This is a genomic window from Belnapia sp. F-4-1, from assembly GCF_000802185.1.
Classification (GTDB): Bacteria; Pseudomonadota; Alphaproteobacteria; order Acetobacterales; family Acetobacteraceae; genus Belnapia.
On sequence record NZ_KN676113.1, the window covers coordinates 451,383 to 478,009 of the forward strand.

General features: G+C 73.1%; 22 protein-coding genes and 1 pseudogene. 13 read left to right on the forward strand and 10 right to left on the reverse strand.

What is annotated here, in order from left to right; genetic code table 11:
* Nucleotides 1-5: 5 nt before the first annotated feature.
* Nucleotides 6-899: an energy transducer TonB gene (locus tag LH62_RS02370; RefSeq protein WP_052213625.1), complete on the reverse strand. Its 894-nt coding sequence runs from the start codon at nt 897-899 to the stop codon at nt 6-8.
* A complete protein-coding gene (locus LH62_RS02375; RefSeq protein ID WP_043358993.1) occupies nt 896-1,783 on the reverse strand; it encodes a cation diffusion facilitator family transporter in 888 nt (295 codons plus the stop codon). The genes LH62_RS02370 and LH62_RS02375 overlap by 4 nt, the downstream gene beginning before the upstream one ends.
* A 173-nt stretch (nt 1,784-1,956) precedes the next feature.
* On the opposite strand from LH62_RS02375, the gene LH62_RS02380 reads away from it, so the two are divergent.
* The 4 genes and pseudogenes from LH62_RS02380 to LH62_RS02395 all read left to right on the forward strand — a co-directional run bounded on the left by LH62_RS02380 (nt 1,957) and on the right by LH62_RS02395 (nt 5,543).
* Nucleotides 1,957-2,550: a DUF2889 domain-containing protein gene (locus tag LH62_RS02380; RefSeq protein WP_043365023.1), complete on the forward strand. Its 594-nt coding sequence runs from the start codon at nt 1,957-1,959 to the stop codon at nt 2,548-2,550.
* 78 nt (nt 2,551-2,628) lie between these two features.
* Complete coding sequence (locus LH62_RS02385; RefSeq protein ID WP_043358994.1) at nt 2,629-2,973, forward strand: hypothetical protein; 345 nt, start codon at nt 2,629-2,631, stop codon at nt 2,971-2,973.
* 1,007 nt (nt 2,974-3,980) lie between these two features.
* A pseudogene (locus LH62_RS32845) lies at nt 3,981-4,469 on the forward strand (methyl-accepting chemotaxis protein); the annotation flags it as partial.
* A 231-nt stretch (nt 4,470-4,700) separates the two neighbouring features.
* Entirely contained in the window at nt 4,701-5,543 is an 843-nt protein-coding gene (locus tag LH62_RS02395; protein WP_201445410.1) for a DMT family transporter, read from the forward strand.
* Nucleotides 5,544-5,658: 115 nt separating this feature from the next.
* Here the strand turns inward: LH62_RS02395 and LH62_RS02400 are convergent, their stop codons facing one another.
* Nucleotides 5,659-6,552: a DMT family transporter gene (locus tag LH62_RS02400; RefSeq protein WP_043358998.1), complete on the reverse strand. Its 894-nt coding sequence runs from the start codon at nt 6,550-6,552 to the stop codon at nt 5,659-5,661.
* Nucleotides 6,553-6,678: 126 nt separating this feature from the next.
* A complete protein-coding gene (locus tag LH62_RS02405; protein ID WP_144404631.1) occupies nt 6,679-7,827 on the reverse strand; it encodes an anhydro-N-acetylmuramic acid kinase in 1,149 nt (382 codons plus the stop codon).
* A 63-nt stretch (nt 7,828-7,890) separates the two neighbouring features.
* Between LH62_RS02405 and tyrS the strand changes: the two genes are divergently transcribed.
* Together tyrS and LH62_RS27985 are read left to right on the forward strand one after the other, a co-directional pair.
* The gene (gene tyrS / locus LH62_RS02410; protein WP_043359002.1) at nt 7,891-9,126 is read left to right on the forward strand and encodes a tyrosine--tRNA ligase; all 1,236 of its coding nucleotides are present in this window, start codon (nt 7,891-7,893) and stop codon (nt 9,124-9,126) included.
* 84 nt (nt 9,127-9,210) lie between these two features.
* Nucleotides 9,211-10,755, forward strand: a complete 1,545-nt coding sequence (locus tag LH62_RS27985) for a diguanylate cyclase (RefSeq protein WP_052213626.1) — start codon at nt 9,211-9,213, stop codon at nt 10,753-10,755.
* Between the two features lie 8 nt (nt 10,756-10,763).
* On the opposite strand, the gene LH62_RS02420 is transcribed toward LH62_RS27985, so the two are convergent.
* On the reverse strand, nt 10,764-11,909 hold the full coding sequence (locus LH62_RS02420) for a sensor histidine kinase (RefSeq protein ID WP_160299765.1): 1,146 nt from the start codon (nt 11,907-11,909) through the stop codon (nt 10,764-10,766).
* Between the two features lie 162 nt (nt 11,910-12,071).
* The gene (locus tag LH62_RS27990; protein WP_144404354.1) at nt 12,072-15,767 is read right to left on the reverse strand and encodes a DUF3971 domain-containing protein; all 3,696 of its coding nucleotides are present in this window, start codon (nt 15,765-15,767) and stop codon (nt 12,072-12,074) included.
* Between the two features lie 17 nt (nt 15,768-15,784).
* Here LH62_RS27990 and LH62_RS02430 point away from each other — a divergent pair, with 17 nt between their 5' ends.
* Both LH62_RS02430 and bcp read left to right on the forward strand, forming a co-directional pair.
* Nucleotides 15,785-18,727 (forward strand): bifunctional [glutamine synthetase] adenylyltransferase/[glutamine synthetase]-adenylyl-L-tyrosine phosphorylase, encoded by a 2,943-nt coding sequence (locus LH62_RS02430; protein WP_043359004.1) that lies wholly within the window; start codon nt 15,785-15,787, stop codon nt 18,725-18,727.
* Nucleotides 18,724-19,197: a thioredoxin-dependent thiol peroxidase gene (gene bcp / locus LH62_RS02435; protein ID WP_043359006.1), complete on the forward strand. Its 474-nt coding sequence runs from the start codon at nt 18,724-18,726 to the stop codon at nt 19,195-19,197. The genes LH62_RS02430 and bcp overlap by 4 nt, the downstream gene beginning before the upstream one ends.
* Before the next feature lies 1 nt (nt 19,198).
* Here bcp and LH62_RS02440 read toward each other — a convergent pair whose 3' ends face one another.
* The 3 genes from LH62_RS02440 to LH62_RS02450 all read right to left on the reverse strand — a co-directional run bounded on the left by LH62_RS02440 (nt 19,199) and on the right by LH62_RS02450 (nt 20,087).
* A complete protein-coding gene (locus LH62_RS02440; RefSeq protein WP_043359008.1) occupies nt 19,199-19,480 on the reverse strand; it encodes a hypothetical protein in 282 nt (93 codons plus the stop codon).
* A gap of 31 nt (nt 19,481-19,511) precedes the next feature.
* Complete coding sequence (locus LH62_RS02445) at nt 19,512-19,730, reverse strand: DUF3126 family protein (protein ID WP_043359010.1); 219 nt, start codon at nt 19,728-19,730, stop codon at nt 19,512-19,514.
* Nucleotides 19,731-19,802: 72 nt separating this feature from the next.
* The gene (locus tag LH62_RS02450) at nt 19,803-20,087 is read right to left on the reverse strand and encodes a BolA family transcriptional regulator (protein ID WP_043359012.1); all 285 of its coding nucleotides are present in this window, start codon (nt 20,085-20,087) and stop codon (nt 19,803-19,805) included.
* An 86-nt stretch (nt 20,088-20,173) separates the two neighbouring features.
* Between LH62_RS02450 and LH62_RS02455 the strand changes: the two genes are divergently transcribed.
* From LH62_RS02455 to LH62_RS02470, 4 genes are all read left to right on the forward strand, one after another.
* Nucleotides 20,174-20,779 (forward strand): J domain-containing protein, encoded by a 606-nt coding sequence (locus LH62_RS02455; protein WP_082012313.1) that lies wholly within the window; start codon nt 20,174-20,176, stop codon nt 20,777-20,779.
* A 90-nt stretch (nt 20,780-20,869) separates the two neighbouring features.
* Complete coding sequence (cobS, locus tag LH62_RS02460) at nt 20,870-21,880, forward strand: cobaltochelatase subunit CobS (RefSeq protein WP_043359013.1); 1,011 nt, start codon at nt 20,870-20,872, stop codon at nt 21,878-21,880.
* Nucleotides 21,881-22,096: 216 nt separating this feature from the next.
* Nucleotides 22,097-23,965 (forward strand): cobaltochelatase subunit CobT, encoded by a 1,869-nt coding sequence (gene cobT / locus LH62_RS02465; RefSeq protein ID WP_043359014.1) that lies wholly within the window; start codon nt 22,097-22,099, stop codon nt 23,963-23,965.
* Between the two features lie 54 nt (nt 23,966-24,019).
* Nucleotides 24,020-24,976: an esterase-like activity of phytase family protein gene (locus LH62_RS02470; protein WP_052213631.1), complete on the forward strand. Its 957-nt coding sequence runs from the start codon at nt 24,020-24,022 to the stop codon at nt 24,974-24,976.
* A 3-nt stretch (nt 24,977-24,979) separates the two neighbouring features.
* Here the strand turns inward: LH62_RS02470 and LH62_RS02475 are convergent, their stop codons facing one another.
* A complete protein-coding gene (locus LH62_RS02475) occupies nt 24,980-26,170 on the reverse strand; it encodes a TIGR03862 family flavoprotein (protein ID WP_052213632.1) in 1,191 nt (396 codons plus the stop codon).
* Between the two features lie 84 nt (nt 26,171-26,254).
* Here LH62_RS02475 and LH62_RS02480 point away from each other — a divergent pair, with 84 nt between their 5' ends.
* On the forward strand, nt 26,255-26,626 hold the full coding sequence (locus tag LH62_RS02480; RefSeq protein WP_043359016.1) for a hypothetical protein: 372 nt from the start codon (nt 26,255-26,257) through the stop codon (nt 26,624-26,626).
* The last annotated feature ends 1 nt before the right edge of the window (nt 26,627 follow it).

Consider the following 26,627-nt stretch of genomic DNA (forward strand, 5'->3'; position numbering starts at 1 on the left):
TCCTTCTACCGGTTCAGCTGGAAATGGATGGAGGTGCGGATATTGCCCGATATGGGGATGCCGTCGCGCATGGCCGGGCGGAAGCGCCAGCGGCGGACGGCGCGCTTCGCCGACTCGTCAAGGGCGGGGAAGCCGGAGCTGGCGAGGACCTCGACCTCCTCGACGGTGCCGTTCGGGGTGACGCGGATGACGAGGCCGACGACGCCCTGTTGGCCGCGCTGGCGGGCTTCGTCGGGATAGTCGGGCGTGGGGTTGCGGATGCCCTCGGCGAGGCCGGGAGGCGTGATGGCACCGAGGGCGGGGGCGGCGCCGGTGGTCAGCGGCTGCTGGCTCGCCGGGCCGGCGGGCGGCGGGGCGGGGGATGGCGCGGCGGCCTGGGCGGCGGGGGCCGGGCGCGCGGGGGCGGTGCGGGGGCGCGGCTGGGGCAGCGGAGGGGGCGGCGGCTCAGGTGGCGGGATGGGCAGTGGCTCCGGCTCCGGCTCGGGCTCGGGCTCAGGCTCGGGCTGCGGCGCGGGGGGTGCGGGCGGGGCCGGCAGGGCCGTGGACGGCGGGCGGTCCTCGGGTGGCGGGGGCGGCAGGGGGACGGCATCCGGCGCCGCGGGGGGCGGCAGGAGCGCGGCGAGCGGCGGGGGCGGCGGGGCGAGGCTCGGCGGCGGCGGAGCGGGGGCGGCCGGCGGAGGTGGCGGGGGCGGCTCCGGCTGGGTGGGGGCATCGGGGGGCGCCGGCTCGCCTTCGGTCGTGCCGGTCTGCTCCTGCCAGACGACCTCGACCGATTGCTCGGCGTGCGGGCCGGGCTGCTTCGGGCGGTTAAGGAGGAGGAGCATCGCGGCCAGCGCCGCGGCATGGAGCGTGAGGGAGGCGGCGGCGGCGCGGCCGAGCGGGGACCCGTCCAGGGTCACAGCACGAGGACGCCGTGATGCTTCGCCTTGCCCTCCGGCTCGACATGGATGGTGATGGTGGCGCCCTCGATCTCCGCCTTCAACGCCGCCTCGATGCGGTCGCAGATGGCATGCGCCGCGTCGACCGTCATCGTCCCCGGCACGACCAGGTGAAATTCGATGAAGGTAAGGCGGCCGGCATGGCGGGGGCGGAGGGCGTGCGCCTCGATCGCGCCCTCGGCATGGGTCGAGACGGCGCCGCGGATGCGGGCGAGCAGGCCGGGCTCCACCGCCTCGTCCATCAGCCCGCCGACGCTCTCGCGCACCAGCCTGCCGCCGGACCAGAGGATGTTGAGCGCGGTGAGCGCGGCGAGCAGCGGGTCGAGCCAGAGGCGGCCGGTGAGGGCGACCAGGGTGACGCCGGCGAGCACGCCGAGGGAGGTGACCACATCGGTGACCAGGTGGCGGGCGTCGGCGAGCAGCGCGGGCGAGCGGGAGCGGCGGCCCTGGCGGAAGAGCAGGCTGGCCCAGCCGGCATTGATCGCGGTGGCCAGCGCCGAGATGGCGAGGCCAGGGCCAGGCTGCTCCGGCGCCACCGGGCTGCGCCAGGCGCCCCAGGCCTCGTTCAGGATGGCGACGGCGGCGATGACGATCAGCGCGCCCTCGAGCACGGCGGAGAAGTATTCCGCCTTGGTGTGGCCGTAGGGGTGGTTGGCGTCGGCCGGCATCGCCGCGTAATGGACGGCGATGAGGGCGGCGGCGGCGGCGGCGACGTTCACCACGCTTTCCAGCGCGTCGGCCAGCAGGGCGACGCTGCCGGTCAGCGCCCAGGCGCCGAGCTTCAGCGCCAGCACCAGGGCGGCGATGACGACGCTGCCGATGGCGAAGCGGAGGGTGCTGCTCATCGGCGGTGGCGGGGCGGGGTGGCGGGCAAGCGGGGGCTCCGGAATGGGGGGTGTTTTGGACTGCGCGGCGGCGGCGGGGCAAGGGGGCGGCAGGGGCTTTCCTTAGCTGGCTAGGTTTTCCGCCCCGGCCGGTTCATGGCATGATGCCGCGCTGCACAATGGAATTGGCCCCGATGCCCCTCTCCTCCCCTGCCCCGCGCGAGCCGCTGCACCGGCGCGCCATCGACATCCGCGGCTACCGGCGGGAGGACGGGCTGTTCGACATCGAGGCGCATCTGGTCGACACGAAGTCCTACCCCTTCGTCAACGACGACCGCGGCACGATCGAGCCGGGCGAGGCGCTGCACGGGATGTGGCTGCGGCTGACGGTGCGGGAGGACATGGAGATCGTCGCCTGCGAGGCTTCCTCGGACTTCACGCCCTATGCGGTCTGCCCGCAGGCGGCGCCGAATTTCGCCCGGCTGGCGGGGCTGCGCATCGGGCCGGGCTTCAACCGGGCGGTGCAGGAGCGGGTCGGCGGCGTCGAGGGCTGCACCCATCTGCGGGAGGTGCTGGGGCAGATGGCGACCGTCGCCTTCCAAACGCTCTACCCGATCCGGGCCAGGCGCGAGCGCGAGGAGACGGCCCGGATCATGGCCGAGGGCGGCGCGGTCGAGCGGCGCCGGCCGGCGATGCTCGGGAGCTGCCTCGCCTATGCGGCGGACAGCCCGGTGGCGCAGGCGCGGTGGCCCTGGCTGAAGGAGGAGGCGAAGGCGGGCGGCGGCTGACCCCCGGCTGGCCCCGGCGGCGGGCGGGGCGCCTCGCCGCTTAACCGAATCTTATGGGCGGCATGCAAGGCTGCCGGCATGAGCGCATCCACGACCTCGCTTGCAGTGCCAGGCATCCAGGGTGGCGCGGCCGCCTTGCTGGTCGGCGCCACCCTCGCGCTTGCCCTGCTGCAGGCTTGGCCGAAGCCCGGCCGGCCCGTAGCGCTGCTGTTCCCGCCCGGCCTCGCCGCCACGGACGCCCTGCTGGCCGTGCTGGCGGAGCCGGGCTGGGACTTGATCGGGGTCGCCTCCGCCGGCCCCTTCGCCCTCGTCCTGGCCGCACCGGACACCGCCGCGGCGGCCACCGGCACGTTGCGCCGGCCGGCCGGCGCCTGGGCCGCCCTGCACCTGCCCGGCGGCATGCCCTGCGGCGCCCGCCCCTGACGCCCCCCGATCCCCGCAGAAGCCCAAGGACCACCATGACTCTCGACCTGCTGCGTCGCCGCATCGCGCATACGCTGCTGGCCGTCATCGGCACGATGCCCGCCCTGGCGCCGCTCATCGGCTGGCTCTCGGGCCATGGCATGGCCGAATGCCTGTCGGGCACCGCGCTCTCGGCCGCGGCGGCCTTCACGGCACTGGCGGCAGCCCGTGGCGGCGCGACCAAACCCACCGCCCGGCAGACCGTCGCGGTGGCGCTGATGGTGCAGGTCTCGGTCCTGGTCTGGCTGTCCCCGCTCGAGACGCGTCTCGATCTGCACATGCTCTACTTCGCGGCCCTCGCCGTGCTGGCCGGGCTGGTGGACCGCCGCGCCATCGTGCTGGCCACGCTGACGGTCGCGCTCCACCACACCGTCCTCAACGAGATCGCCCCGGTTGTCGTCTTCGGCGAGTCCGGCACGCTCGGGCGTGTCACCCTGCATGCCGTGATCCTGGTGGCGGAGGCGGCCGCCCTGCTGTTGCTGATCCACGAGCTGGAGCGCGCCGCGGCGGCGGCGGCCGCCGCCCTGGCCGAGGCCGAGGCCGCCCGCTCCGCCGAGGCGGCCGAGGGCGAGCGCCGCCGGCAGCAGGAGCAGGGGCTCGCCGCCGCCGCACGGGAGGCGCGGCGGCAGCTGGCCGTCGAGGTGGAGCAGCGCATCGGCGGCGTCGCCGGCCATGTCTCCGCCGCGGCGAGGCAGCTGGGCTCCGCCTCCGAGCAGCTCGGCCGCGCGGCGCGCGAGGGCTGCCTCGACGCGGAGACGGCCGCCGGCGCCACGCAGGAGGCCTCGGCCGGCGTCCAGACCGTGGCCGCGGCGGCCGAGGAGCTGGCCGCATCGGTCGCCGAGGTGACGCGGCAGGTCGCCGAGGCGGCGCGCGTCGCCGGCCAGGCCTCGTCGCAAGCGCGCGCGACGGATGCCATCGTGACCGGCCTGAGCGACGGCGCCCAGCGCATCGGCACGGTGCTGCGCCTAATCAGCGACATCGCCGGCCAGACCAACCTGCTGGCACTGAACGCCACGATCGAGGCAGCGCGGGCCGGCGAGGCGGGCAAGGGCTTCGCCGTGGTGGCGAACGAGGTGAAGGCCCTGGCCCAGCAGACCGCCCGCGCAACCGACAAGATCGGCCAGCAGGTCGCCGGCATCCAGGACGCCACGGCAGGCGCGGTGCAGGCGATCGGCGGCATCGTCGCCGTCGTCGGCGACCTCGACAAGGTGGCCGCCACCATCGCCGCCGCGGTCGAGGAGCAGGGCTCGACAATCCACGAGATCGCCGACGCCGCCGCCCGCGTCGCCACGAGCACCGCCCATGCCTCGGCCGCCGTGGCCCGCGCCAGCGCCGCCATGTCCGCGACCGCGGAGGCCGCCCGTCCGCTTGAGGCGACGGCGGTGGACCTCGATGCCGGCGGGACCGAGCTGCGCGCGGCCCTCGACTCCACGGTGCGCGGCCTGCAGGCGGCCTGAGCGGCAGCGCACCCTCGAAACCCGGCCTCCATCGGCGCCGCCGGAACGTAGGAGGGAGCCAGGATGGGCGGCCCGCACCCGCCACGGGCTTTGCAACCCGCCAGCGCATGGCTACTGGTGCGGCGCGGCCCATCCAAGCCGGGAAGAGCGGGCCGCGAGGGGTGGATCATCGCCAGAACCGCAGCTCCACAAACCGGGGCCGATACCGCGCGCGCCACGGGCGGCATCGCCATGATGCTGCTCGGCGTGCTGCTCTTCGCCGTCAACGACACGCTCGGGAAATGGCTGGTCGGCGCCTATACGGTGGGGCAGCTCTTCCTGGTGCGGAGCATCGCCGGGCTCTGCTTCATGGCGCCCTTCATCTGGCGCACCGGCCCCGAGCCCTTCCTGCGGCCGCCGCGGCCCGGCCTGCAGCTGCTGCGCGTGGCCTTCTCTACGCTCGAGGGCTCGCTCTTCTTCTGGGCGCTGACGGAGCTGCCGCTGGCGGAGGTCATGACCTACTACATGGCCGGGCCGATCTACGTGACGGCGCTGTCGCCCTTCCTGCTCGGCGAGCGGGTGGGCTGGCGGCGCTGGACGGCGGTCGCGGTGGGGTTCGGCGGGGTGGTGCTGGCGCTCGGCCCCTCGCCCGGCTCCTTCTCGGCCGGGGCCGTCTGCGCGCTGGTGGGCAGCTTCAGCTACGCCTGCTTCATGGTCGCCACGCGCAAGCTGGCGGGCACGCCGGGGACGGTGCTGATGACGGCGCAACTCGTCGCCGCGCTGCTCTTCGGCGCCGTGCTGGTGCTGATGCAGGGCTGGACGCCGCCCGGGGCGCTCGACCTCGCGCTGATGCTTTGCCTCGGCCTCGGCTCACTGAGCGGCAATCTCTGCGTGAATCAGGCGCTGCGGATGGCGCCGGCCTCCGCGGTGGTGCCCTACCAGTACACGCTGATCCTGTGGGGGATGCTGTTCGGGTACCTGTTCTTCGGGGAGATGGTCGGGCCGCTGACGCTGGCGGGGGCGGCGGTGATCGTGGGGGCGGGGTTGTTCATCTTCATGCGGGAGCAGCAGCTGAGGGGGCGGGTGGGAGGTTAGGGCGGCCCGAATGGGTCGAGGCCCAGGACGGGGAAAGGGCCGGCTTCGCGGCGCCTGCGGACCGTCCGCACTGGGTGGGAGCGGACCACCCGTTCTGCATCCGCGTTGGGATGGCTCAGCGCGCAACCACACTTTTGGGAGAGGCGAGCGACAGCGCAGTGGCCGCCAACATGATCCCCATGCCCGCCGCTTCCGTCCAGCCAAAGGGCTCGTGGGCGAAAACAACGCCGACGGCGACCGCGATCACAGGGCTGACGAAAGCATAGAGCCCGGCGCGGAAGGCACCCCATTCCCGTACCAGCCAGAGGTAGATGGAAAACGCGCCGAGCGAGCCACCAAGGACCAGCACCCCAAGGCCGATCAGTGCCCGCTCATCCGCAAGGGCGGCGAAGCGGTCCGGGTCGTAGCCTTCCACAAGGAGGGACACGGGCAGAAGACCGACCGCGCCGATGGTCGTCTCCCAGAATGCGAGGACGATGGGCGGCATGGACTGCATGAGCGGCCGGCTGACGATCGAGCCCCAAGCGTAGCTGGCCGTGCCCAGCGCCACCGCCGCAAGGCCGAACGCTGCTGAGGCACTGTTCTGTGCCGCCCCGGTACGGCTGGAGAACAGGAGCACGAGGCCGACGGCACCGAGCCCAATGGCACAAGCCCGGCGCCCGGTAATGTGTTCCTGCCGGTAGACGAACCCGATGAGCGCGAGAAATATCGGCATCAGCGCCAGGTTCACGATCGCCGACAAACCACTGGGCGCATACGCCACCCCCCAGAACAGAAGTCCGTAGCAGCCTGTCGTGATGAGAAGTGATGCTACGATGACACGGCCAAAAACCGGTGTTCTCAGCGGCAAACCACGTATTTTAATAAATACAAAAAATAAAATCCCCGCCATGAAGAATCGCACCGTGGCGAGGAAAATCGGCGGCACAGCCTCGGAAGCCATTTTCATTGGGAGCCAAGTCAGACCCCAAATCAATGCCATCACGCTGAAAGCAAGGACATGGTTCATCCAATAATTCCTTGGGGAGGCACGAAACCTTCCGGCCGCTTTCGTTCAAATTCCAAGGTCCATCTGGGGTCGAAGCGGCCGCCCCGGCGTTACCGTGAAATGGGCTTCAGGTCGCCCGGATGATGTCTATGGCGCGACCACGCGCCCCCCCGTCATCGCCTCCGCCACCCCCGTCGTGCCGGGGAAGGTGATCGGCAACCCGCGCCGCACTCGCGCCGCGAGCACGCCGAAGGCCTGCGCCTCCAGCGCATCGCCGTTCCAGCCGGCAACCTCGACGGGGCGGACGGGGGCTTCGAGGGCGCCGGCCAGCGCCCGCATGATCGCCGGGTTCCGCCGCCCGCCGCCCCCGACCAGCCATTGCAGCGGCGGCGCCGGGAAGTGCCGCCCGGCCGCCGCGACGCACAGCGCGCAGAAGGTCGCCAGCGTCGCCGCCCCGTCCTGGGGCGTGAGGCGGTCGGCGCCCGCCTCCTGCAAGGCGCGGCTGAAGTCGAGCCGGTCGAGCGACTTCGGCGGCGGGGCTTCCAGGTAGGGGTGAGCCATCAGGCGGCCGAGCACGGCGGCGTCGGGCTCCCCGGCGAGCGCCAGGTGACCGTCCTTGTCGTAGTCGCGGCCGGTGGATTTCCGCGCCCAGTCGTCGAGCGGGCCGTTGGCAGGACCGGTATCGAAGGCGATCAGCTCATCCCCTTCGCCGATCCAGGTGACGTTGCCGACGCCGCCGAGGTTCAGCACGGCGAGCGGCTTGGGGAGGGCCGCCGCCATCGCCGCATGGACGACGGGCACCAGCGGCGCCCCCTGCCCGCCGGCCGCCACATCGGCCGAGCGGAAGTCGTAGGCGACTGGCAGATTGCTCAGCCGCGCCAGCAGCGCCGCATCGCCCACCTGCCAGGTGAAGCCCGGCTCGCGCGGCAGCGCCTCGGCCGCCATCGCGGCATTGCGGCCGGGGCGGATGGGCGGCGGGCGGTGCAGGATGGTCTGGCCGTGGAAGCCGATGAGGTCCGCCCCCTCGCGGAAGCTCTCCCAGGCCAGTTCCCGGATGCGGGCGACGGCGTCGGCGTGGCGATCGGTGAGGCGGCGGACGCAATCGGCGAGGAAGGGGTCGTCAGGCGCCAAGGTCGGGGCGAGGTCGAGCAGGCGGCGGAGGTCGCGGCGCAAGCCCGGCTCGTAGGGCAGCGTGACCGTCGGGCCGATGCGGCCGATCGCCTCGCCATCCGTCTCGACCCAGGCGGCATCCACGCCGTCGAGGGAGGTGCCGCTCATCAGCCCGATCGTTCTCAGCATCCGGATCGTGTGCTACGGGGGCGGCCCCCTCCACAAGACCCGAATGTGACGCACAGCCCCATGACCGGCCCGGACAGCGACTTCCTCCGCCAGGCGCAGGAGCGCGGCTACATCCATCAGGTGACCGACGCCGAGGCGCTCTCGGCCCGGCTGCGGGAGGGGGTGGTCTCGGGCTATATCGGCTTCGACTGCACGGCGGACAGCCTGCATGTCGGCAGCCTGATGCAGATCATGCTGCTGCGGCTGATGCAGCGCTCGGGCCACCGGCCGGTGGTGCTGATGGGCGGCGGGACGACCAAGGTGGGCGACCCCTCCTTCCGCGACGAAGCGCGGCCGCTGCTCGACGATGCGGCGATCGAGCGCAACAAGGCCGGTATCCGCAAGGTATTCGACAAGTTCCTCCGCTTCGGCGAGGGCGTGTCGGATGCGATCATGCTCGACAACGCCGAGTGGCTGGACAAGCTGCGCTACATCCCCTTCCTGCGCGACGTGGGCCGGCATTTCAGCGTCAACCGCATGCTGACCATGGACAGCGTGCGGCTGCGGCTGGACCGCGAGCAGAACCTCTCCTTCCTCGAATTCAACTACATGCTGCTGCAAAGCTACGACTTCGCCGAGCTCAGGCGGCGCCACGGCATCACCGTGCAGATGGGCGGCTCCGACCAGTGGGGCAACATCGTCATGGGGGTGGAGCTGTGCCGGCGGATGGATGGTGCCGAAGCCTTCGGCGTGACGACGCCCCTGCTCACCACCGCTTCGGGCGCCAAGATGGGGAAAACGGCGGCGGGGGCCGTCTGGCTGAACGCGGAGCGGGTTTCGCCCTACGACTACTGGCAATTCTGGCGGAACACCGAGGATGCGGATGTTGGCCGCTTCCTCGCCCTCTTCACCGAGCTGCCGATGGCGGAGGTGCGGCGGCTGGGTGCGCTCGCGGGCTCGGAGGTGAACGAGGCGAAGAAGGTGCTGGCGACGGAGGCCTGCGCGCTGCTGCATGGGCGCGAGGCGGCGGAGGCGGCGGCGGAGACGGCGCGGCGCGCCTTCGAGCAGGGCGAGGCGGCGGAAACGCTGCCCTCCGTCACGGCCGCGCTGCCGGCGGGCCTGCTCGACCTGCTGCTGGCGGCCGAGTTGGTGAAGAGCAAGGGCGAGGCGCGGCGGCTCATCGCCCAGGCCGGGGTGCGGCTGAACGATGCCCCCGTCGACGATCCCGCGCGCGAGGTCACGGCCGGGGACCTGCGGGACGGGGCGGCGAAGCTCTCGCTCGGGCGGAAGCGGCACGTGCTGGTGCGGCCGGGCTGAGGGGCGCGATGCCAATTGCTTGAGCGGGAGCGGCATTTGGCTTAGATTCACGCCCGCGTGAACCTGGGAAATGCGGCAGCGTTGATGTCACTGGCTCAGTCTGCTGCGGCTCCCGACTACGGCCTCCCGGCCGAGGCGCAGGCGCCTGCCAATCCCTGGATGTTGCCCTGGCTGGCCCGCGGCGGGGCCGCGCGGTGGGTGGTCGGGAATCTCGTCGTCGCGCTCCTCTATGCCGGGCTCGGCGTGGTGGTGGGGCGGTTTTTCGGGGCCTACGGGCTGTTCCCGGCGCCGATATGGCTGCCCTCCGGCATCGCCTGCGTCGCCGCCATGGTCGGCGGGGCGGGCCTGCTGCCGGGCATCTTCCTCGGCTCCTGCCTGGTCAACGGGCTGTTCTTCGGCAGCGGGCCCTGGCTGACCCTCGCCATCTCGGCGGGGAACACGCTCGGGCCCTGGGCGGGCGTGGCGCTGACCCGGGCGATGCGGCCGCAGACCGGGCTGTTCACCCGCTTCATCGGCGTGCTCGGCTTCATCCTGGGCGGCGTGCTGCTGCATGCGGCGGTGACGGCGACGGTCGGGACGCTGGCGCTGTCGCTGGCAGGGTCGATGACGGCGGGGCAGGCTTATGCCGTCTTCTCCGCCTGGTGGCTGTGCGACAGCGGCGGGACCTTCTTCTTCGCGCCCGCCCTGCTGCTCTGGCTCGGGGCGGAGCGGCGGGCGGCGCCGGTGGACAGGGGGCCGGGGGTGGTCGATCACCTCGTGCTGGCGGCGACGGTGCTGGGGGCGGCGGCGCTCTTCGCCGTGCCGGGGGCCGGGCTGCTGGTGCGGCCGGATGCCGTCTTCCTGCTGACCGTGCCGCTGTCCTGGATCACGCTGCGGATCTCGCTGCGGGCGGCCTACACGCTGCTGACGGCGATCTGCATCACGGCGACGGTCGGCACGGTGATGGGCGAAGGGCCGTTCCAGGGGCATGGCGTCGCCAACCCGCTGCAATCGGTCGGGCTGATGACGGTGCTCTTCGCCATGGATGCGCTGACGCTGATCGCGCTCACCAGCGAGGGGCGCGAGGCACGGGCGCGGCTGGCGGAGACGCGGGGCACGCTCGCGCGCAGCATGGCGCGGACCGAGACCCTAGCGCGCGAGGCGCTGACCGACCCGCTGACCGGTGCCGGCAACCGGCGGCATTTCGACCATGCGGGCGGCGCGGCGCTCTACCGGGCGCGGCAGCGGGGGGAGGCCTTCTCCATGGTCCTCTTCGACCTCGATCACTTCAAGGCGCTGAACGACCGCGCCGGCCACGAGGCGGGGGACGCGGCGTTGCGCGGCGTCGTGCGCGCCTGCAAGGCCGTGCTGCGCGAGGCGCCGCTCCTCTTCCGCATGGGGGGCGAGGAATTCGCCGTTCTGCTGCCGGGGGCTGGCCTCGCCGAGGCGGCGCAGGTGGCGGAGCGGCTGCGGGCTGCCATCCGCGACATGCCCTGGGACGATGGCGAGTCCTGGCTGAGCGCCAGCTTCGGCGCGGCCGAGGCGGGGCCGGCGGACCGCACGCTCGATGGGCTGATGCGGCGGGCCGATTCTGCGGTCTATGCGGCAAAGGAGCGGGGACGGAACCGGGTGGAGGTGGCGGCGGCCTGAGGCGCTGCTCAGTCCCCGCCGAGGCGCGGGGAGGCCGGCCGGTAGAAGGTGAGCGCCAGCCGCGTGCCGCGGCCGCCCGGGCCGGCGCCCCAGACCGGCACCGCGCCGAGCTGGCGGGCAAGGTTCCCGATCATCCGCATGCCGGTGCCGGTGGTGTCCTGCCCGACCGACGTCGCCCCCGCGGTCAGCCCGCGGCCATCGTCCCACAGCTCCAGCCCGACGCGGCCGGCATCGGGCCCGAGCCGGATGCCGACCGACCCCGGCCCGTTGCCGAAAGCATGCTTGAGGCTGTTGGTGACGAACTCGTTCACCACGAGGCCGAGCGGCGCCGCGGCGTCGGGCGTGGTGACGATCCCCCGGTCGACCTCCAGGATCAGGGCGATCCGCGCCGCCTCGCCCTCGTGGAAGCGCAGCAGCCCGCCCGCGAGCTGGCCGAGATAGTCGCCGAGGTCCAGCCGGTCCACCTCGCCCGCCAGATGCAGCTTGTCGTGAAGCAGGCGCAGCGCCTCGATGCGGCGGGCGACGGCCCGCAGGGCGGCCTTGGCCGAGGCCGCATGCGCCCGGCGCGCCTGCACCTCGACCAAGCCCACCATGACCTGCAGGTTGTTCTTCACCCGGTGCTGCAGCTCGCGCAGCAGCCGCTCATTGTCCTCCGCGCGGCGGCGCAGCTCCGTATTCGCGCGCAGCCGGGTGACGGCCGAGGCCAGCATGTTGGCGTAGGTGCGCAGGAAGTCGACCTCGGCCTCGCCGAAGGGCCGGGGCTCGCGGGCATCCACCTGCAGCACGCCGTAGGGAGGCTGGCCGTCGGCGCCGATGATCGGGACGCAGACGGTGGCGCGCACGCCGTGCTCGGCGACGAAGGGAGGCACGCCGAAGCGCTCCTCCCGGTCGAGATCGGGCGAGACGATCGGGCCCTTGGTGCGGAGGGCCAGGCCTTCGGGGGCGGGGTCGTCCAGCTCCGTCCGCGTATGGCCGACGACGCCAGGCCGCCAGCCGATGCCGGCGCGCACCAGGAGCGTGTGCCCGTCCGCCTGCACCTCGACCACCTTGGCAAGTTCGGTGCCGAGCGCAGTGCCGACGAGCCGGCACGCCTCGGTGAGAATCTGGTCCAGATTTTCCAAGGCGAGCGCAGACTCGCCGAAGCGGGCGAGCACGCGCTGTTGCTCAAGAAGTTGGGTCTGATCGGCTTCGGACTGTCCCGGCATGGGGACGAAAAATCACGGGCCGCTCGAGGGTTGCATCCCGATCCGTCTGGCGCAGCGGAACGACCGGCGATGCGGCGGCGGGCGCGGTGCCGCCGGGCACGGCCGGGCCGGTCAGCGTGGCGGCGGGCCGCGGCCGTCCCAGGCGGGCTCGGGCGGGGCGCCGCCGCTGCGGGCCGTGTCCTCCCTGCCGCTGTCGAACAAGCCGAAGAGGCCACGCAGGAAGCCCGGGGTCAGCGCCGCGAGCGGGTTCACCGTGACGGAGGGGTCGGTCAGCGGGCCCTGGATGCGGTAGGTGGCGGCGAAGACCCCTCCCCCGGCCTCGGGGCTGAACAGCCGGCCGACCAGCGGCAGGTTGCCCAGCAGCGTGTTGAAGACATAGGCCGGGACGATGGTGCCCTCGATCTCGGCGACCGCGCGCTCGCGCAGGATGCGGCCCTTCGCCGTGACGCCGAGCGAGGCGGAGAAGGCGCGGGCATCGGTCAGCGCCAGCGCCTCGGACGTCAGGGTGAAGGGGGCGACGAGGCGGCTGAAGACGAGGCCGCCATTGCCGCGGGCGGCATCGACCAGTCCGTAGAGCGTCATCGCCTGGAGCAGCTTCGCCGCCGCCGGGGCGTCGCGCAGGACGAAGCCGGTAAGTTCGGCCGTGCCGGAAAGCGGGGCGCCGGGGCGGGACTCCGGGTAGAGGCCGGTGACGGTGAGGCGGCCGCCCTGGATCTCGTTCACCAGGTCGAGGGCGTTGAGCAACCCACCGCCATCCTCGGCGACGAGGCTGAGCACGCGCTGCCCGCCGCGCGGGGTGAGCGAGGCCTCGAAGGCGCCGGGCGGGGCGCGGCCGGCGGCGGGGCCGAGGCCGCGCGGGGCGGTGCGGCCGGTGGCGCGGGCCTCGCGCACCACGCCGCGGGAATCGGTACGGGCACGGGCCTGCAGGCCGAGCAGGTTGCGGTCCTCGCCCATCGTCACCCGGTCGAAGCGGAGGTCGAGCAGCAGGGGCGGGCCTTGCCCGTCCGCGGCCGTGGGCGGCGATTGGGCGGCCGGGTCGGGCGGGCCGAGCGCGGTGCGCAGGTCGAGCAGCGGGCCACGCAGCGCGATGGTCCAGGGGGCGCCGCCCCGCTCTGGCGGCAGCACCTCGCCGGTGAGGCGGGAGCCGGCGAAGAGGCTCTCGGTGATCTCCACCCGTTGCAGGCGGGACTGGGCGGCGAAGCGCACGGCGCCGCGGAGCGAAAGGCCCCTGGTCTCGACGCGGAAGCTGTCGGCGGCGACCAGCGCCTCGCCCTGGAGGCGGAGCGTGGCCTCGGCGGTGCCGGGGGTGCCGGGGGGCTTGGCCCAGTTCAGCGCCTCGATGCCGAGGCGGGCGTCCACGAGGTCGCCGCGTACGGTCGCCTGGCCCTGGCCGTTGCGGCGGCGCTCGCTGCGGGCCTCGAGGGCGACGGGGCCGGTGAGGATGGGCATGGCGTCGAAGCCCAGCACCGCGATCTGGCGGGCATCGAGCCGGCCGGAGAGCGTCGCGCGCTCGCTCACCTGGGTCGGGGCGCCACGGCGGAAGTCCAGTTCGGCGGAAACCTTCACCGGGCTGCCGAGCAGGCTGCCCTGGCCGCTGGCGCGGAGGCCGTCGGTATCGACCGAAAGCTCGACGGCGGCGCGGTCGAGGTCCTGGTCGAGGATCAGGCCGGGCAGCCGGGCCTCGGCGATGCGGGCGGCGGCCTTGATCTTCAACAGATCGACGGGGAGGTCCTCGAGCAGGGGGAAGGCGATCTCCACGCGCGCCTCGGCGGTGCCGCCGGCCACCTGGAGCTTCAGCGGCTGGCGCTCGAAGAGCTTGAGGCGGGGGTGCTTCAGCAGCACCAGCGCATCGGCCAGAGCGCCGGCGACGCCGAGGCTGATCTCGGCATTGCCTGGCTCGCCGTCGAGGTTGAGGAAGCGGACGGTGCCCTCGCGCAGGTCGAGGCCGGCGCGGCCCCCTTCGGCGATGCCCTGGCGGCCGGCACGGGCGCGGAGGGTGATGGCGCTGAGCGAGAATTCGGCGGTGCCGGCGACGCCGGTGGCAGGCGGGATGGGGCGGAGCCAGTGGACCGTCGCGTCCCTCGCCTCCGCCGTGCCGGAGAGGGCGATGACGCGGAGGTCGTCGGGGGTGCCGGCGGGGGCTTCGGCCTCGACATGCCAGCGGCCGTTGCGGACCTCGCCGGCGGTGATGTTCTGGGTGATCCAGTCGCGCTCGCCGCCCTTGGGGCTGCCGAGGCCGCGCGGCCAGTAGCCCGGCAGGTCGGCGAAGGCGAGGCGGTCGAGCGAAAGGTCGAGCGCGCCGCGCCAGAGGCCGGCCTCGCGCCTGGCGGCGCCGCTCGCCTGGAGGACGGGGGCGGGGCCGCCGCGCGGCAGGCGGGGCAGGCGAAGGGTGGCGCGGTCGAGGCGGAGATGGTCGGGGGTGCCGGAGAGGGTGACCTCGGCGCCCTCGGCGGCGATGCGGCGGCCGCGGCCGAGATCGACCACGGCATTGCGGATGGCGAGCGCCAGCTGGGCATCCTCCAGCATCAGGTCGTCCATCGCCTCGGGGACGCGGAAGCGGGCCTGCAGGCGGGCCTCGTGCAGCAGCCCGGCGGGGAGGGCGGCGAGCGTCGCGGCACGGGCCTCGGGGGCGAGGCCGGCCGGCCAGCTGCGCGGCAGGTCGGCGGCCTCGATCGGCCCGGCGGCGAGGTCGAGCGCGGCGTGCCAGGCGCCGTCGCGGTTCAGCAGCTCGCCCCGGGCGGTCAGCGACGGGCCGGGGCCGGGCAGGGTCAGGTGGGCGGTCTCAAGGCGGAGGGCGCGGCCGCTGCCGCTGGTGGCGATGGCGAGGCTGGCGAAGGGCAGGCGGCGGGGGGTGCCGTCCGGGCCGGGGCCGAGGTCGAAGGCGCCGGCGCCGGCGCCGAGGGCGGCGCGCAGGCGCTGCGGCCGGCCCTCGGCGTCGAATTCGGCATGGGCGGTGAGGCTCACCAGCGCATCGACCAGGCCGAGCGGGGCGAGCGGCGGCCAGAGCGCGGCCAGTTCGGGTGGGCGGAGGGCGGGCAGGCTGATGCTGGCGCTGAGCCGCATCGGCTCGCCCTCGGCGCGGGCCTCGAGCCGGACCTGGACGGAGGCATCGCCCGATTCCAGCCGGGCGGCGCCTTCGCCGGCGAGCCCGCCGGCGGCGGCGCGGCGGAGGTCGAGCTGCAACCCGGCCAGGGTCCAGCGGCGGCCGGTCGCCGGGTCGAGCAGGGAAAGGCTGCCGTCCCGGATGCGCAGGCGCCGGAGCGAGGTGGCGGCGCTGCGGTCCGAGGCGGGGCGCATCAGGTCCCGCAGCGGGGCGAGCGGGTCGCCGCCGGTTGTCCCTGCCTCGCCGGGCGGGCCGATGGCGATGCTGCCATCGGCGCCGAGCACGGCCTCGAGGCGCGGGTTCAGCAGGGTGATGGCGGAGGGGGCGACGGTGCCGCGGAGGAGGGCGCGGAGGGAGAGCGTCGCCGCGGCGTCCGGCAGGTCGACCACCGGGGCGCCGGCCAGGCCATGCAGGCGGACATCGTCGAGGCGGATGTCGAGCGGTGCGGAGAAGCCGTTGCGGAAGCCCTCCCAGGCGATGGCGGCGCGGCCGATCCCGAGGCGGAGGCCATCGCTGCGGTCATTCACCCCGGCCTCGATCTGCCTGGCGAGGAAGGGGATCTCGAGCGGTCCCTCGCCGAGGCGCCAGGCCAGCGTACCGAGGGCGAGGGCCAGCAGCAGCAGGGCGGCGAGCACCATGCGGCAGGCGGAACCCAGCCAGCGCCAGCCGATGCGACGCGGTGCTTGACCTGCGGGGGCGGTCACGCCTTCCCTCGGGGGTGATGCTGACCCCGGACCGCCTGCCCCGCCCCTTCGACCCCGAGGCCGCCGCGCGGCTGGTGGAACGCTTCGCCGAGCGGGATGCCGCCTGCCGCGCCTTCGCCGCCAGCGCCGAGGGGGCGGCGCTGCTCGGGGCGCTGGGCGGGCACAGCCCCTATCTCGCCGATCTCGCGGTGCGCGAGGCCCCTGCCCTGTTGCGGCTGGTGGAGCGCGGGCCGGACGAGGCCTTCGCCCTCGCCCTCGACCCACTGGGCCGGGCCGACCCGGCGGCGTCGCGGGAGGCGGTCGGCGTGCTGCTGCGCCAGGCGAAGCGGCAGGCGGCGCTGATCGCGGCCGTCGCGGACATCGCGGGGCAATGGACGCTCGACCGGGTGACCGGGGCGCTCTCCACCGTGGCCGAACAGGTGATCGACTTCGCCTGCACCCATCTGCTGCTCGCCGCCGCCGCCCGCGGGGAGCTGCGCATCGCGGGGAAGAGCCCGGCCTCGGGTAGCGGCCTCGTCCTGCTGGGGATGGGGAAGCTCGGGGGGCGGGAGCTGAACTACTCCTCGGATGTCGACCTCATGGTGCTCTATGACCCGGAGGCGGCAGCCTATCATAGCGACCGGGCGGGCGCCTCCTATGTCCGGCTGGCGCGCGACCTGGTGCGGCTGATGGAGGAGCGGACGGCGGAGGGCTATGTCTTCCGTACCGATCTGCGCCTGCGCCCCGACCCGGCGGCGACGCCGCTCGCCGTCTCGATCGAGGCGGCGATCACCTATTACGAGAGCATGGGGCAGAACTGGGAGCGGGCCGCCATGATCAAGGCGCGCCCCGTCGCCGGCGACCGCGCGCTCGGCGAGCAATTCCTGCGCGAGATCCGGCCCTTCGTCTGGCGCCGGCACCTCGACTTCGCCGCCGTCACCGACATCCATTCGATCAAGCGGCAGATCCACGCGCACAAGGGCTCGAAGGGCGCCGGCGCCACCATCGCGCTCGCCGGGCATGACGTGAAGCTCGGCCGCGGCGGCATCCGCGAGATCGAGTTCACCGCGCAGGTGCTGCAATTGATCTGGGGCGGCCGCGACCCGGGGCTGCGCGACCCGACGACGCTCGGCGCGCTGGCGGCGCTGGCCGGCGCGGGGCGCATCGACCGGCGGGCGGCGGCCGACCTCGCCGATGCCTATGTCTTCCTGCGCAACCTCGAGCACCGGCTGCAGATGGTGGCGGACCGGCAGACGCACAGGCTGCCGGAGGACGAGCCGGGGCTCGCGCGCATCGCCTCCTTCATGGGCTACGGCTCGCTCGCGGAATTCTCGGCCGCCTTCATGGGGCACCTGGAGCGGGTGGAGCGGCATTACGGCGATTTCTTCGAGACCTCGCCCTCGCTCTCGCTCGCCGGCGAGGAGGCGCAGCGGGGCGACCTCGTCTTCACCGGGGTGGAGGACGACCCGGGGACCTCGGCGACGCTGAAGCGGATGGGCTTCGCCGACCCGACCTCGGTCTCGGCCATGATCCGCGCCTGGCACCACGGAAGGCCGCGGGCGACGCGGAGCGAGCGGGCACGGGAGCTGCTGACCGAGCTGATGCCGGCGCTGCTCACCGCCTTCTCGAAGCAGTCCAACCCCGACCAGGCGCTGGCGCGCTTCGACCGGGTGCTGGCGCGGCTGCCGGCCGGGGTGCAGGTGCTGAGCCTGTTCCGGCGCAACCCGGCGCTGCTGGATCGGGTGGCGGGGTTGCTCGGCGCGGCGCCGCAGCTGGCGGATCATCTGGCCCACAACGCGGCGGCGCTCGACGGGCTGCTCGCCGGCAGCCTGTCGCCCGCCGGGGCCGACCCATCGGCCGGGCTGCCGGCGCTGGTGAAGGATGCCCGGCACCTGGAGGAGGCGTTGGAGGCGGCGCGGCGGTTGGCCACCGAGCGGAAATTCGAGATCGACGCGGCGGAGCTGGAGGGCCAGCTCGACGGGGATGCGGCGGGAGAGCTGCGGGCGGACCTGGCGGATTCGGCCATCGCGGCGCTGCTGCCGCGGGTCTCGGCGGATTTCGCCGAACGCTACGGGCGGGTGCCGGGCGGGGCGCTGGCCGTCGTCGCCTTCGGCAAGCTCGGGGGGCGGGAGATGCTGCCGGGCTCCGACCTCGACCTCGTGCTGCTCTACGACCACGACCCGGACGCCACCGAGAGCATCGGCGGGCGGAAGGCGCTCGCCCCCTCCGAATACTTCATCCGCCTCGCCCCCCAGGTGGTCGGCGCCATCACCGCGCCGGGGGCGGAGGGGCGGCTGTGGGAGGTCGACATGCGGCTGCGGCCCTCGGGCAACAAGGGGCCGGTGGCGATCCGCCTGGCCGGGCTCGAGCAGTATCACCGGGAGAATGCCTGGACCTGGGAGCGGATGGCGCTGACCCGGGCGCGGCCGGTGGCGGGGCCGCCGGCCCTCAAGCGCCGCATCAACGAGGTGCTGCGGGCGGCGATGCTGAAGCCCGGCGCGGCCGAGGTGGCGCTGGCCGATGCGACGGCGATGCGCGCCCGGATGCTGCGCGATCTGCCGGCCGAGGGCCCCTGGGACGTGAAGGCGATGCCAGGCGGGCTGATCGAGGTGGAGTTCATCGCCCAGGCCCTGCAGCTGGCCCATGCGCCGCGCGAGCCGCGGGTGCTGGCGACGACGACGCGGACGGCCCTCGCCCGGCTCGGCCAGCACGGCGTCCTGCCGGCGGAGGAGGCCGCCACGCTGATCGCCGCCGACCGGCTGTGGCGGACCGTGCTGGGGCTGGTGCGGCTGACCATCGGCAAGTCGCGCGACGTGGCGCTGCCGGCGCCGGCGGAGGCGGCCCTGCTGCGGGCCGTGGCGCCGCTGCTCGACCCGCGGCCGGTTGACCTCGCCGCGCTCCGCGCTCAGATGCAGGACATGGCCGGAACGGTCCGCGCGATCTTCGAGCGGCGGGTCGGCGTGCTGGGGGGTGCAGGATGAGCGAGGCGGGACTGGTGGAGGGGCAGGCGGCCCCGGCGTTCAGCATGCCGGCGAGCGGGGGGCGGACGGTGAGCCTCGACGGGCTGAAGGGGGCGCCATTCCTGCTCTACTTCTACCCGAAGGCGGATACGCCCGGCTGCACGAAGCAGGCCTGCGGCATCCAGGAGGCGTTGCCGCAGCTCGGCAAGCTGGGGCTGACGGTCATCGGGGTGAGCCCGGACAAACTGCCGCCGATCGAGAAATTCGCGGCGAAATTCGGCCTGGAATTCCCGCTGGCCTCGGACGAGGGCCACACGGTGGCCGAGGCCTATGGGGTCTGGGTCGAGAAGTCCATGTACGGCAAAAAGTACATGGGGATGGAGCGGAGCAGCTTCCTCGTCGATGCCGAAGGCAAAGTGGCGAAGGTCTGGCGCAAGGTGAAGCCGGAGGCGCATGCGGCCGAGGTGCTGAAGGCGGCGCAGGCGCTCTGAGCTACATCCGCTTGTAGTCCTCCGTGGCGATGTCCTCGCCGAACTGCCCCTTGTCCTCGGGCAGCGGACCGCGCTGGCTCCCGCCGGCGGTATCCATTGGCGCGGCCTGCATGGGGACTGCCTGAAGGGGACCGTCCTCGGCAAGCGGGATGGCCCGCTCGGCCGTGCAGGAGCAGACCGTGCTGCCGTCGGGCAGCAGGTTCGGCATCGTCACCTCCTCGCAATGCGGGCACTGGATGGCTTCGAGCCGCGGGGAGGCGGGCGGGGGGGCGCTGTCGCTCATGCCGGCCTCAATGCGCGAGGCTGGGCAGGGTTCAGTTGATCTGCGACAGGTCCTCGGCCAGCACGACGATCTGGATGGCATAGGAGACCTCGCCATCCTCCATGTCGCGATGGACGGTGCCGACGAATTCCGAGCCGACAAAGAGCTCCACCGAGGCGTTCTTCCGCTGCGGGGTGCTGAGCTTGATCTTGTCGTTGCCCAGCAGCCGGCGGAGATGCGCCTGCACCGCGGCGAGTTCGGCTGGGGTCATTCTGGCAGATCCTGACAAAGACGGGAGCGCGGAGGCATGGACCCGACGCATAGACCCACTGGCGCCCCGCCGCTACCCCTTTGATCCGGCTTCTTCCGGCGTCAGTAGGCGGAGGGAGAGGGCGTGCAGGCCGCCCTGGAACTCGGCGTCGAGCGCGGCATGGACCGCGCGCGATCGGGCGAGGCGCCCCATCCCGGTGAAGGCCGGGCTCACCACCAGCAGGCTGTAATGCGTCTCGCCGCCGGGGCGGGCGCCGGCATGGCCGGCATGGCGGTGGCTGTCATCCTCGACGGCGATGCTGGCGCCGGGGAAGGCGGCGAGGAGGGCCGCCTCGATGCGGCTGGCGCGGGTCTGCATGGCCGGGTTCTCCCCTCTTTCGCCCGATCGGGCAAGCGGGGCCGCCTCGCCTTGCAGAGCCCGGGGTGGGCGCCCATAACTCACCGATGCCCCCCCGACGTGGTGCCAAGCCCGAGCCCCTGAGCCCGCCCCGCCCCTGCGAGATGCCGGGCTGCGAGGCGCAAGCCGAGTACCGGGCCCCCAAATCCCGCACGACCCTCAACGAGTACCGCTGGTTCTGCCTGCCGCATGTCCGGGAGTACAATGCCTCCTGGGACTACTACAAAGGCATGGGCCCGAACGAGATCGAGGCCAATCTCCGCCACGACACCGCCTGGCAGCGCCCGACCTGGCCGCTCGGCCGGCTCGGCGGCAGCCAGCGCTTCAGCGCCGAGTTCCTGCGCGACCCGCTCGGCCTGCTCTATGCGACGCCGCTGCACGCCAAGCGGACGAAACAGCCCGAAAGGCCGCAGGCCCCGCCCGAACTACGGGCCGCGCTCGACGTTCTGGGCCTCGAGTGGCCGCTGGACCAGCCGACCTTGCGCGCCCGCTACCATGCGCTGGCCAAGCAGCTGCACCCGGATGCCAATGGCGGCGACCGCGGCGCGGAGGACCGCCTGAAGGATGTCAACCGCGCCTACAGCCTGCTGCGCCAGCGGGCCGGCACGGGCGGCTTCCAGGCGGCGCCGGCCGAAGCGGGCGCCGCCCGGTGAGGCGGCGCGCCGTGTTGAAATCGCCGGAAGCCGGGTAGCCTGCCGCCTTCCCCTGTCCTAGACTTTCCTCAAGAACCTGAGCGGATGCCGATGAACAAGGTCGCCAACCTCGCCGAAATCCGTCCCACCTCGGCGATCGAAGCCCCGGACACCAGCGTGAGCGCGCGGGAGGCCTTCGGCCTCGACATCGACATGCAGGTGCCTGCTTTCTCGCAGCGCACCGAGCACGTGCCGGAGGTGGACGACACCTACCGCTTCGACCGCGAGACGACGCTCGCCATCGTCGCCGGCTTCGCCAACAACCGCCGCGTGATGATCCAGGGCTACCACGGCACCGGCAAGTCCACCCATATCGAGCAGGTCGCGGCCCGGCTGAACTGGCCCTGCATCCGCGTCAACCTCGACAGCCACATCAGCCGCATCGACCTGATCGGCAAGGACGCCATCGTCCTGAAGGACGGCAAGCAGGTGACGGAGTTCCGCGAGGGCATCCTGCCCTGGGCGCTCCAGCACCCCTGCGCGCTCGTCTTCGACGAGTACGATGCCGGCCGGCCGGACGTGATGTTCGTCATCCAGCGCGTGCTGGAGGTCGAGGGCAAGCTGACGCTGCTCGACCAGAACCGGGTGATCCGGCCGAACCCCTATTTCCGCCTCTTCGCCACGGCGAACACGGTGGGCCTGGGCGATACGACCGGCCTCTATCATGGCACCCAGCAGATCAACCAGGGCCAGATGGACCGCTGGAACATCGTCGCCACGCTGAACTACCTGCCGCATGCGCAGGAGACGCAGATCGTGCTGGCGAAGCTCGGCATCGACCCGCAGGACGCCAAGATGAGGAAGCGCGTCGAGGCGATGGTCGCGCTCGCCGACCTCACCCGCGCCGGCTTCATCGCCGGCGACATCAGCACGGTGATGTCGCCCCGCACGGTCATCACCTGGGCCGAGAACACCCGCATCTTCGGCGATGTCGGCTTCGCCTTCCGCCTTACCTTCCTCAACAAGTGCGACGAGGCGGAGCGCAGCACGGTGGCCGAATACTACCAGCGCTGCTTCAACGAGGACCTGCCGAGCACGGGCCTGCTGAAGAAGGCGGGCTGAGCCCCGCCCTTTCAGCGATCAGGGCGTGTGCGCGAAGGGACCGGCGATGGATCGGCGAGGGATTTTTCGGCGGGGCCAGGAAGCGGACGCAGCCGATGCTGGTTGCATCGGCAAGTCCGGTGACGCCGCCATGACGGAAAAGACCCGCCGAGACGCGCCGCAGCCCTTTGCGGACACGCCCTAAAGCCCGGGGACTGAAGCGGAAGTCATAGAAGCATGTCGAAGCAGGACCTGACCCGCCAGGAAGAGTTCAAGCGCGCCACCGCGGGCACGCTGCGCGCCATTGCCCATGCCAATGCGGAGGTCCAGGTGGCCTTCCAGCCGGGGCCGGGCGGTGTCGCGGGCAAGCGCGTCCGCCTGCCACTGCCGACCCGCGCCCTGCCGCCGGCCGAGATGGCGAAGCTGCGCGGCGCGGCGGATGCCGCGGCGCTCAAGATCCGCCACCACTCAGAGGCCGTTCATGCCTCGCGGGTGCCGCAGCGCCGCGAGGCCCGCGAGGTCTATGACGCGCTCGAGGATGTCCGCGTCGAGGCCGTGGGCAGCAAGCACATGGCCGGCGTCGCCGCCAACCTCCGCGCCCGGCTGAACGACCTCTGCGAGACCGAGGGCTACGACCGGATGACCCGGAAGGACCAGCTGCCGCTGCCGGCGGCGCTGTCCCTCCTGGCCCGCGAGCGCATCTCGGGCGAGCCGGCGCCCCAGGCCGCCCATCGCGTCCTCGACCTTTGGCGCGACAGCCTCGGCGAGGGTGCCGACGCGGCGTTCGAGGAGATGGCCCACGCCACCGACGACCAGGACGCCTTCGCACGAGCCGCCCGCAAGCTGCTGACCGCGCTCGACTTGGCCGAGGCCGAGGTGGAGAGCGAGGCCGAGGAGCAGGAGGACGGCGAGGAGAGCGGCGAGCAGTCCAGCCAGCAGGACCAGTCCGGCGAGGGCGAGGCCCAGTCCCAGGACCAGGAAAGCATGCTCGGCGCCCAGCCCGAGACCATGCAGGGCGAGGCGGCCGAGGAGGAGGCGCAGGAAACCGAGGACGAGGGCGCCGCCGCCGAGGGTGACGACAAGCCCGGCGGCCCGCAGCAGCGCCGCGAGGTCCCGCAGACCGACGACGCCAGCCGCTACCACCCCTTCACCACGAATTTCGACGAGATCACCGAGGCGGAGGATCTTTGCGACCCGGAGGAGCTCGGGCGGCTGCGCCAGCAGCTCGACCAGCAGCTCAGCCACCTCCAGGGCGTCGTCTCCAAGCTCGCCAACCGCCTGCAGCGCCGCCTGCTGGCGCAGCAGCAGCGGGCCTGGGAATTCGACCTCGAGGAAGGCCAGCTCGATGCCGCCCGCCTCGCCCGCATCGTCGCCAACCCGATGCTCTCGCTCTCCTACAAGCGCGAGCGCGAGGCCGATTTCCGCGACACCGTCGTCTCCCTGCTGATCGACAATTCCGGCTCCATGCGCGGGCGGCCGATCACGGTGGCCGCGATGTGCTCCGACATCCTGGCCCGTACGCTGGAGCGCTGCGCGGTGAAGACCGAGATCCTCGGCTTCACCACCCGCGCCTGGAAGGGCGGCCAGAGCCGCGAGCGCTGGGTGCAGGAGGGCAAGCCGCGCAACCCGGGCCGGCTCAACGATCTGCGCCACGTCGTCTACAAGGCGGCCGACGCACCCTGGCGCCGGGCCCGCAAGAATCTCGGGCTGATGCTGCGCGAGGGGCTGCTCAAGGAGAACATCGACGGCGAGGCGCTGGAATGGGCCTACAAGCGCCTCCGCGTCCGGCCGGAGCACCGGCGCATCCTCATGGTGATCTCGGACGGCGCGCCGGTCGATGACAGCACCCTCTCCGTCAATCCCGGCAACTACCTCGAGCGGCACCTCCGCAAGGTGATCGGCGACATCGAGGGCCGCGGCGACGTGGAGCTGATCGCCATCGGCATCGGCCATGACGTGACGCGCTACTACCGCCGGGCCGTCACCATCGTCGATGCCGAGGAGCTGGGCGGCACCATGATGAAGAAGCTGGCCGAGCTCTTCGACGAGGATGCGGCGGAGGCCTGGCAGCGGGCCTCGGCGGAGCGCTCCGCCGTTCTTGTGTGACAACGGCCGGGGTTTCGGACTATCTCCAGGCGCTCCCTGAGGATCTGAACCCCCATGCCCCCGCGGGCTCCGCACCGCCTTTCCCGTCGCACGCTGCTGGCGGCGCTGGCCCTCGCCGGCTGCTCCAGCGGTGGCGCGCAATCCGTGTCGCGGCCGCTGGCGCTCGACCCGCTGCCGCCCGGCAGCCGCTTCGAAGCGCTCGGGGCCTTGCAGCTCAGCGACGAGGTGCTGGGCTTCGGCGGGCTGTCGGCGCTGCATATCGACGACGAGCTGCGGCTGACCGCCATCAGCGACCTTGGTCATTGGGTGACGGCGCGGCTGGTGCTGCGCGAAGGGCGGCCGCAGGGCCTGGACGAGTTGCGGACCGGGCCGCTGCGCGACGGCAGCGGCGCGCCCTTGCGGCGCGGCTATGGCGGGGATGCCGAATCCCTGGCCCGGCTGCCGGACGGGGGATGGCTGATCGGCTTCGAGCGGTGGCAGCGCATCAGGCGCTACCGGGAGATCGACGGGCCGGGCGAGTATGTCGAGGCGCCGCCGGGGCTGGAATTCGCGCCCCGCAACGGCGGGCTGGAATCGCTGACCGTGCTCCGCGACGGGCGGTGGCTGGCGATCGCCGAGAAATTCCACCCCCGCAGGGATGAGACGCTGCGGCGCGGTTGGATCGGCGGGCCGGGGAATTGGCAGCGGATCGCCTACCGGCCGGAGGATGGGTTCGACCCGGCGGATGTGGCGGCGCTGCCGGAAGGCGGGGCGCTGGTGCTGGAGCGGAGCTTCTCCATCTTCGGCGGCTTCGGCGGGCGGGTGGTACGGCTCTCGGCGGCGCAGCTGGAGGCCGGGGTGCTGGAGGGGGAGGAAGTCCTTCGCCTGGAGGCGCCGCTGCCGCGGGACAATTTCGAGGGGATCACCGTCTTCCGCGCCGGGGGGCGGACGCTGTTGGCGCTCGTTTCCGACGACAACGAGAACATGCTGCAACGGACGCTGCTGCTGGTATTCGCCGTGCTGGACGAGTGAGTTTCAGCCACCGAGGTGGCGGAGGATGCCGCCTGCCGCCGCCACGCCCGTGCTGAAGCAGGCCTGGAGCAGGTAGCCGCCGGTCGGCGCCTCCCAGTCCAGCATCTCGCCGGCGAGGAAGGTACCCGGGCGGGAGCGGAGCATGAAATGCTCGTCCACCGCCCCCCACCGCAGGCCGCCGGCGGTGGAGATGGCGCGCTCGATGGGAGCGGTGCCGGTCAGGCGGAGGGGCAGCGCCTTCACCAGCCGGGAAAGGGGCTGGGTGGCGCCGGCATGCAGCGCTTCCTGCACCAGGCCGATGGCGATGGGCGGAAGACCGGCGCGGCGGAGGTGGTTCGAAAGCGAGAGGCCTCCACGAGGGCCGTCGAGGCGGGCGGCCAGGGTTCCGGGCGGGTCGTCGGGGCGGAGGTCGATGGCCGCGGTGGCATGGCCCTCGGCGATGATGGCCTCGCGCAGGGAGGCGGAAAGGGCGTAGAGGGCGCCGCCTTCGAGGCCGCTCGCCGTCACCAGCGCCTCTCCCCTCACCCGCTCGCCATGGAATTCGAGGGCGATGCGCTTCAGCGGCTGGCCCTCGAAGCGGCGGCGGAAAACATCCGACCACGCGCAAAGGAAGCCGCAATTGGCGGGGCGGAGGGGGGCGACCTCATCCGGGAACAGCTGCGTCCAGGCGCCGTCCGAGCCTAGGCGGGGCCAGGAGGCGCCGCCCAGGGCGAGCAGCGTCGCCGCCGGGCGGAGCGCCAGCGGGCCGTCGGGGGTGGCGAGGCGTAGGGCGCCATCCTCGTCCCAGCCCTCCCAGCGGTGGCGGGGGCGGAGGATGACCCCCTGCCCGGCCAGCCGCGCCAGCCAGGCGCGCAGCAGGGGCGAGGCCTTCAGTGCGCGGGGGAAGATGCGGCCGCTGGTGCCGGTGAAGAGCGGCTGCCCCAGCCCCTCCGCCCACGCCATCAGCGCGGCCGGTGGAAAGGCGCGCAGCGCCGGCTCCAGCCGCGCGCCGGCCGCGCCATAACGGGCGATGAACCGCTCCAGCGGCTCCGAATGCGTCAGGTTCAGCCCGCCGCGGCCGGCGATCAGCAGCTTCCGGCCGGGGCTCGGCATGCGGTCGAAGACGGTGACGGCAAGGCCGGCGGCGGCCAGCGTCTCGGCCGCCACCAGCCCGGCCGGGCCGGCGCCGATGACGGCGACTTCACGGGGGTTCATGCCGGCTTGTAACGCCATGGGGGTGGCCGGTGAACCCGCGGGGGCGATCGCCGTTAGAGGGCGCAACCGAAATGGAGAGTTCCGATGGCCGATGGTTTCCTGTCCAGCCTCCGCTCCCGCGCCGATGACGTGCGCGACGACGCCGAGCGCTATGGCCGCCGCGCGTCCAGCAGCCTGCGCGACACCGGCGAGCGCCTCCGCGACCGGGGCGACGACGCCCGCGGCGAGCTGTCGCGCCTCTGGGGCCAGCTCGAGGATCTCGTCGAGCGCCGCCTCGGCCCGGCGGCCAACGACGTCGCCAACCGCGCCAGCTACTACGCCCGCGACGGCCGTGAGGCGGCCTATGACATGGCCGACCAGCTCCGCGAGGTGACGCGGTCGCGCCCGCTGCTGGCGATCGGCGTCGCGGTGGCGGCGACCTGGGCGATCAGCGCCATGCTGCGCAGCCGCCGGTAAG

What these genes read in the sequence shown, in the direction of transcription:
- LH62_RS02380 (WP_043365023.1), top strand. Translation starts at nt 1,957, where the DNA reads ATGCCCCTCTCCTCCCCTGCCCCGCGCGAGCCGCTGCACCGGCGCGCC.
- bcp (WP_043359006.1), top strand. Translation starts at nt 18,724, where the DNA reads ATGAGCGAGGCGGGACTGGTGGAGGGGCAGGCGGCCCCGGCGTTCAGC.
- cobT (WP_043359014.1), top strand. Translation starts at nt 22,097, where the DNA reads ATGTCGAAGCAGGACCTGACCCGCCAGGAAGAGTTCAAGCGCGCCACC.
- LH62_RS02480 (WP_043359016.1), top strand. Translation starts at nt 26,255, where the DNA reads ATGGCCGATGGTTTCCTGTCCAGCCTCCGCTCCCGCGCCGATGACGTG.
- LH62_RS02445 (WP_043359010.1), bottom strand. Translation starts at nt 19,730, where the DNA reads ATGACCCCAGCCGAACTCGCCGCGGTGCAGGCGCATCTCCGCCGGCTG.
- LH62_RS02430 (WP_043359004.1), top strand. Translation starts at nt 15,785, where the DNA reads ATGCTGACCCCGGACCGCCTGCCCCGCCCCTTCGACCCCGAGGCCGCC.
- tyrS (WP_043359002.1), top strand. Translation starts at nt 7,891, where the DNA reads ATGACCGGCCCGGACAGCGACTTCCTCCGCCAGGCGCAGGAGCGCGGC.
- LH62_RS02455 (WP_082012313.1), top strand. Translation starts at nt 20,174, where the DNA reads ATGCCCCCCCGACGTGGTGCCAAGCCCGAGCCCCTGAGCCCGCCCCGC.
- cobS (WP_043359013.1), top strand. Translation starts at nt 20,870, where the DNA reads ATGAACAAGGTCGCCAACCTCGCCGAAATCCGTCCCACCTCGGCGATC.
- LH62_RS02385 (WP_043358994.1), top strand. Translation starts at nt 2,629, where the DNA reads ATGAGCGCATCCACGACCTCGCTTGCAGTGCCAGGCATCCAGGGTGGC.
- LH62_RS27985 (WP_052213626.1), top strand. Translation starts at nt 9,211, where the DNA reads ATGTCACTGGCTCAGTCTGCTGCGGCTCCCGACTACGGCCTCCCGGCC.
- LH62_RS02375 (WP_043358993.1), bottom strand. Translation starts at nt 1,783, where the DNA reads ATGAGCAGCACCCTCCGCTTCGCCATCGGCAGCGTCGTCATCGCCGCC.
- LH62_RS02470 (WP_052213631.1), top strand. Translation starts at nt 24,020, where the DNA reads ATGCCCCCGCGGGCTCCGCACCGCCTTTCCCGTCGCACGCTGCTGGCG.
- LH62_RS02450 (WP_043359012.1), bottom strand. Translation starts at nt 20,087, where the DNA reads ATGCAGACCCGCGCCAGCCGCATCGAGGCGGCCCTCCTCGCCGCCTTC.
- LH62_RS02400 (WP_043358998.1), bottom strand. Translation starts at nt 6,552, where the DNA reads ATGAACCATGTCCTTGCTTTCAGCGTGATGGCATTGATTTGGGGTCTG.
- LH62_RS02475 (WP_052213632.1), bottom strand. Translation starts at nt 26,170, where the DNA reads ATGAACCCCCGTGAAGTCGCCGTCATCGGCGCCGGCCCGGCCGGGCTG.
- LH62_RS02440 (WP_043359008.1), bottom strand. Translation starts at nt 19,480, where the DNA reads ATGAGCGACAGCGCCCCCCCGCCCGCCTCCCCGCGGCTCGAAGCCATC.
- LH62_RS02395 (WP_201445410.1), top strand. Translation starts at nt 4,701, where the DNA reads ATGATGCTGCTCGGCGTGCTGCTCTTCGCCGTCAACGACACGCTCGGG.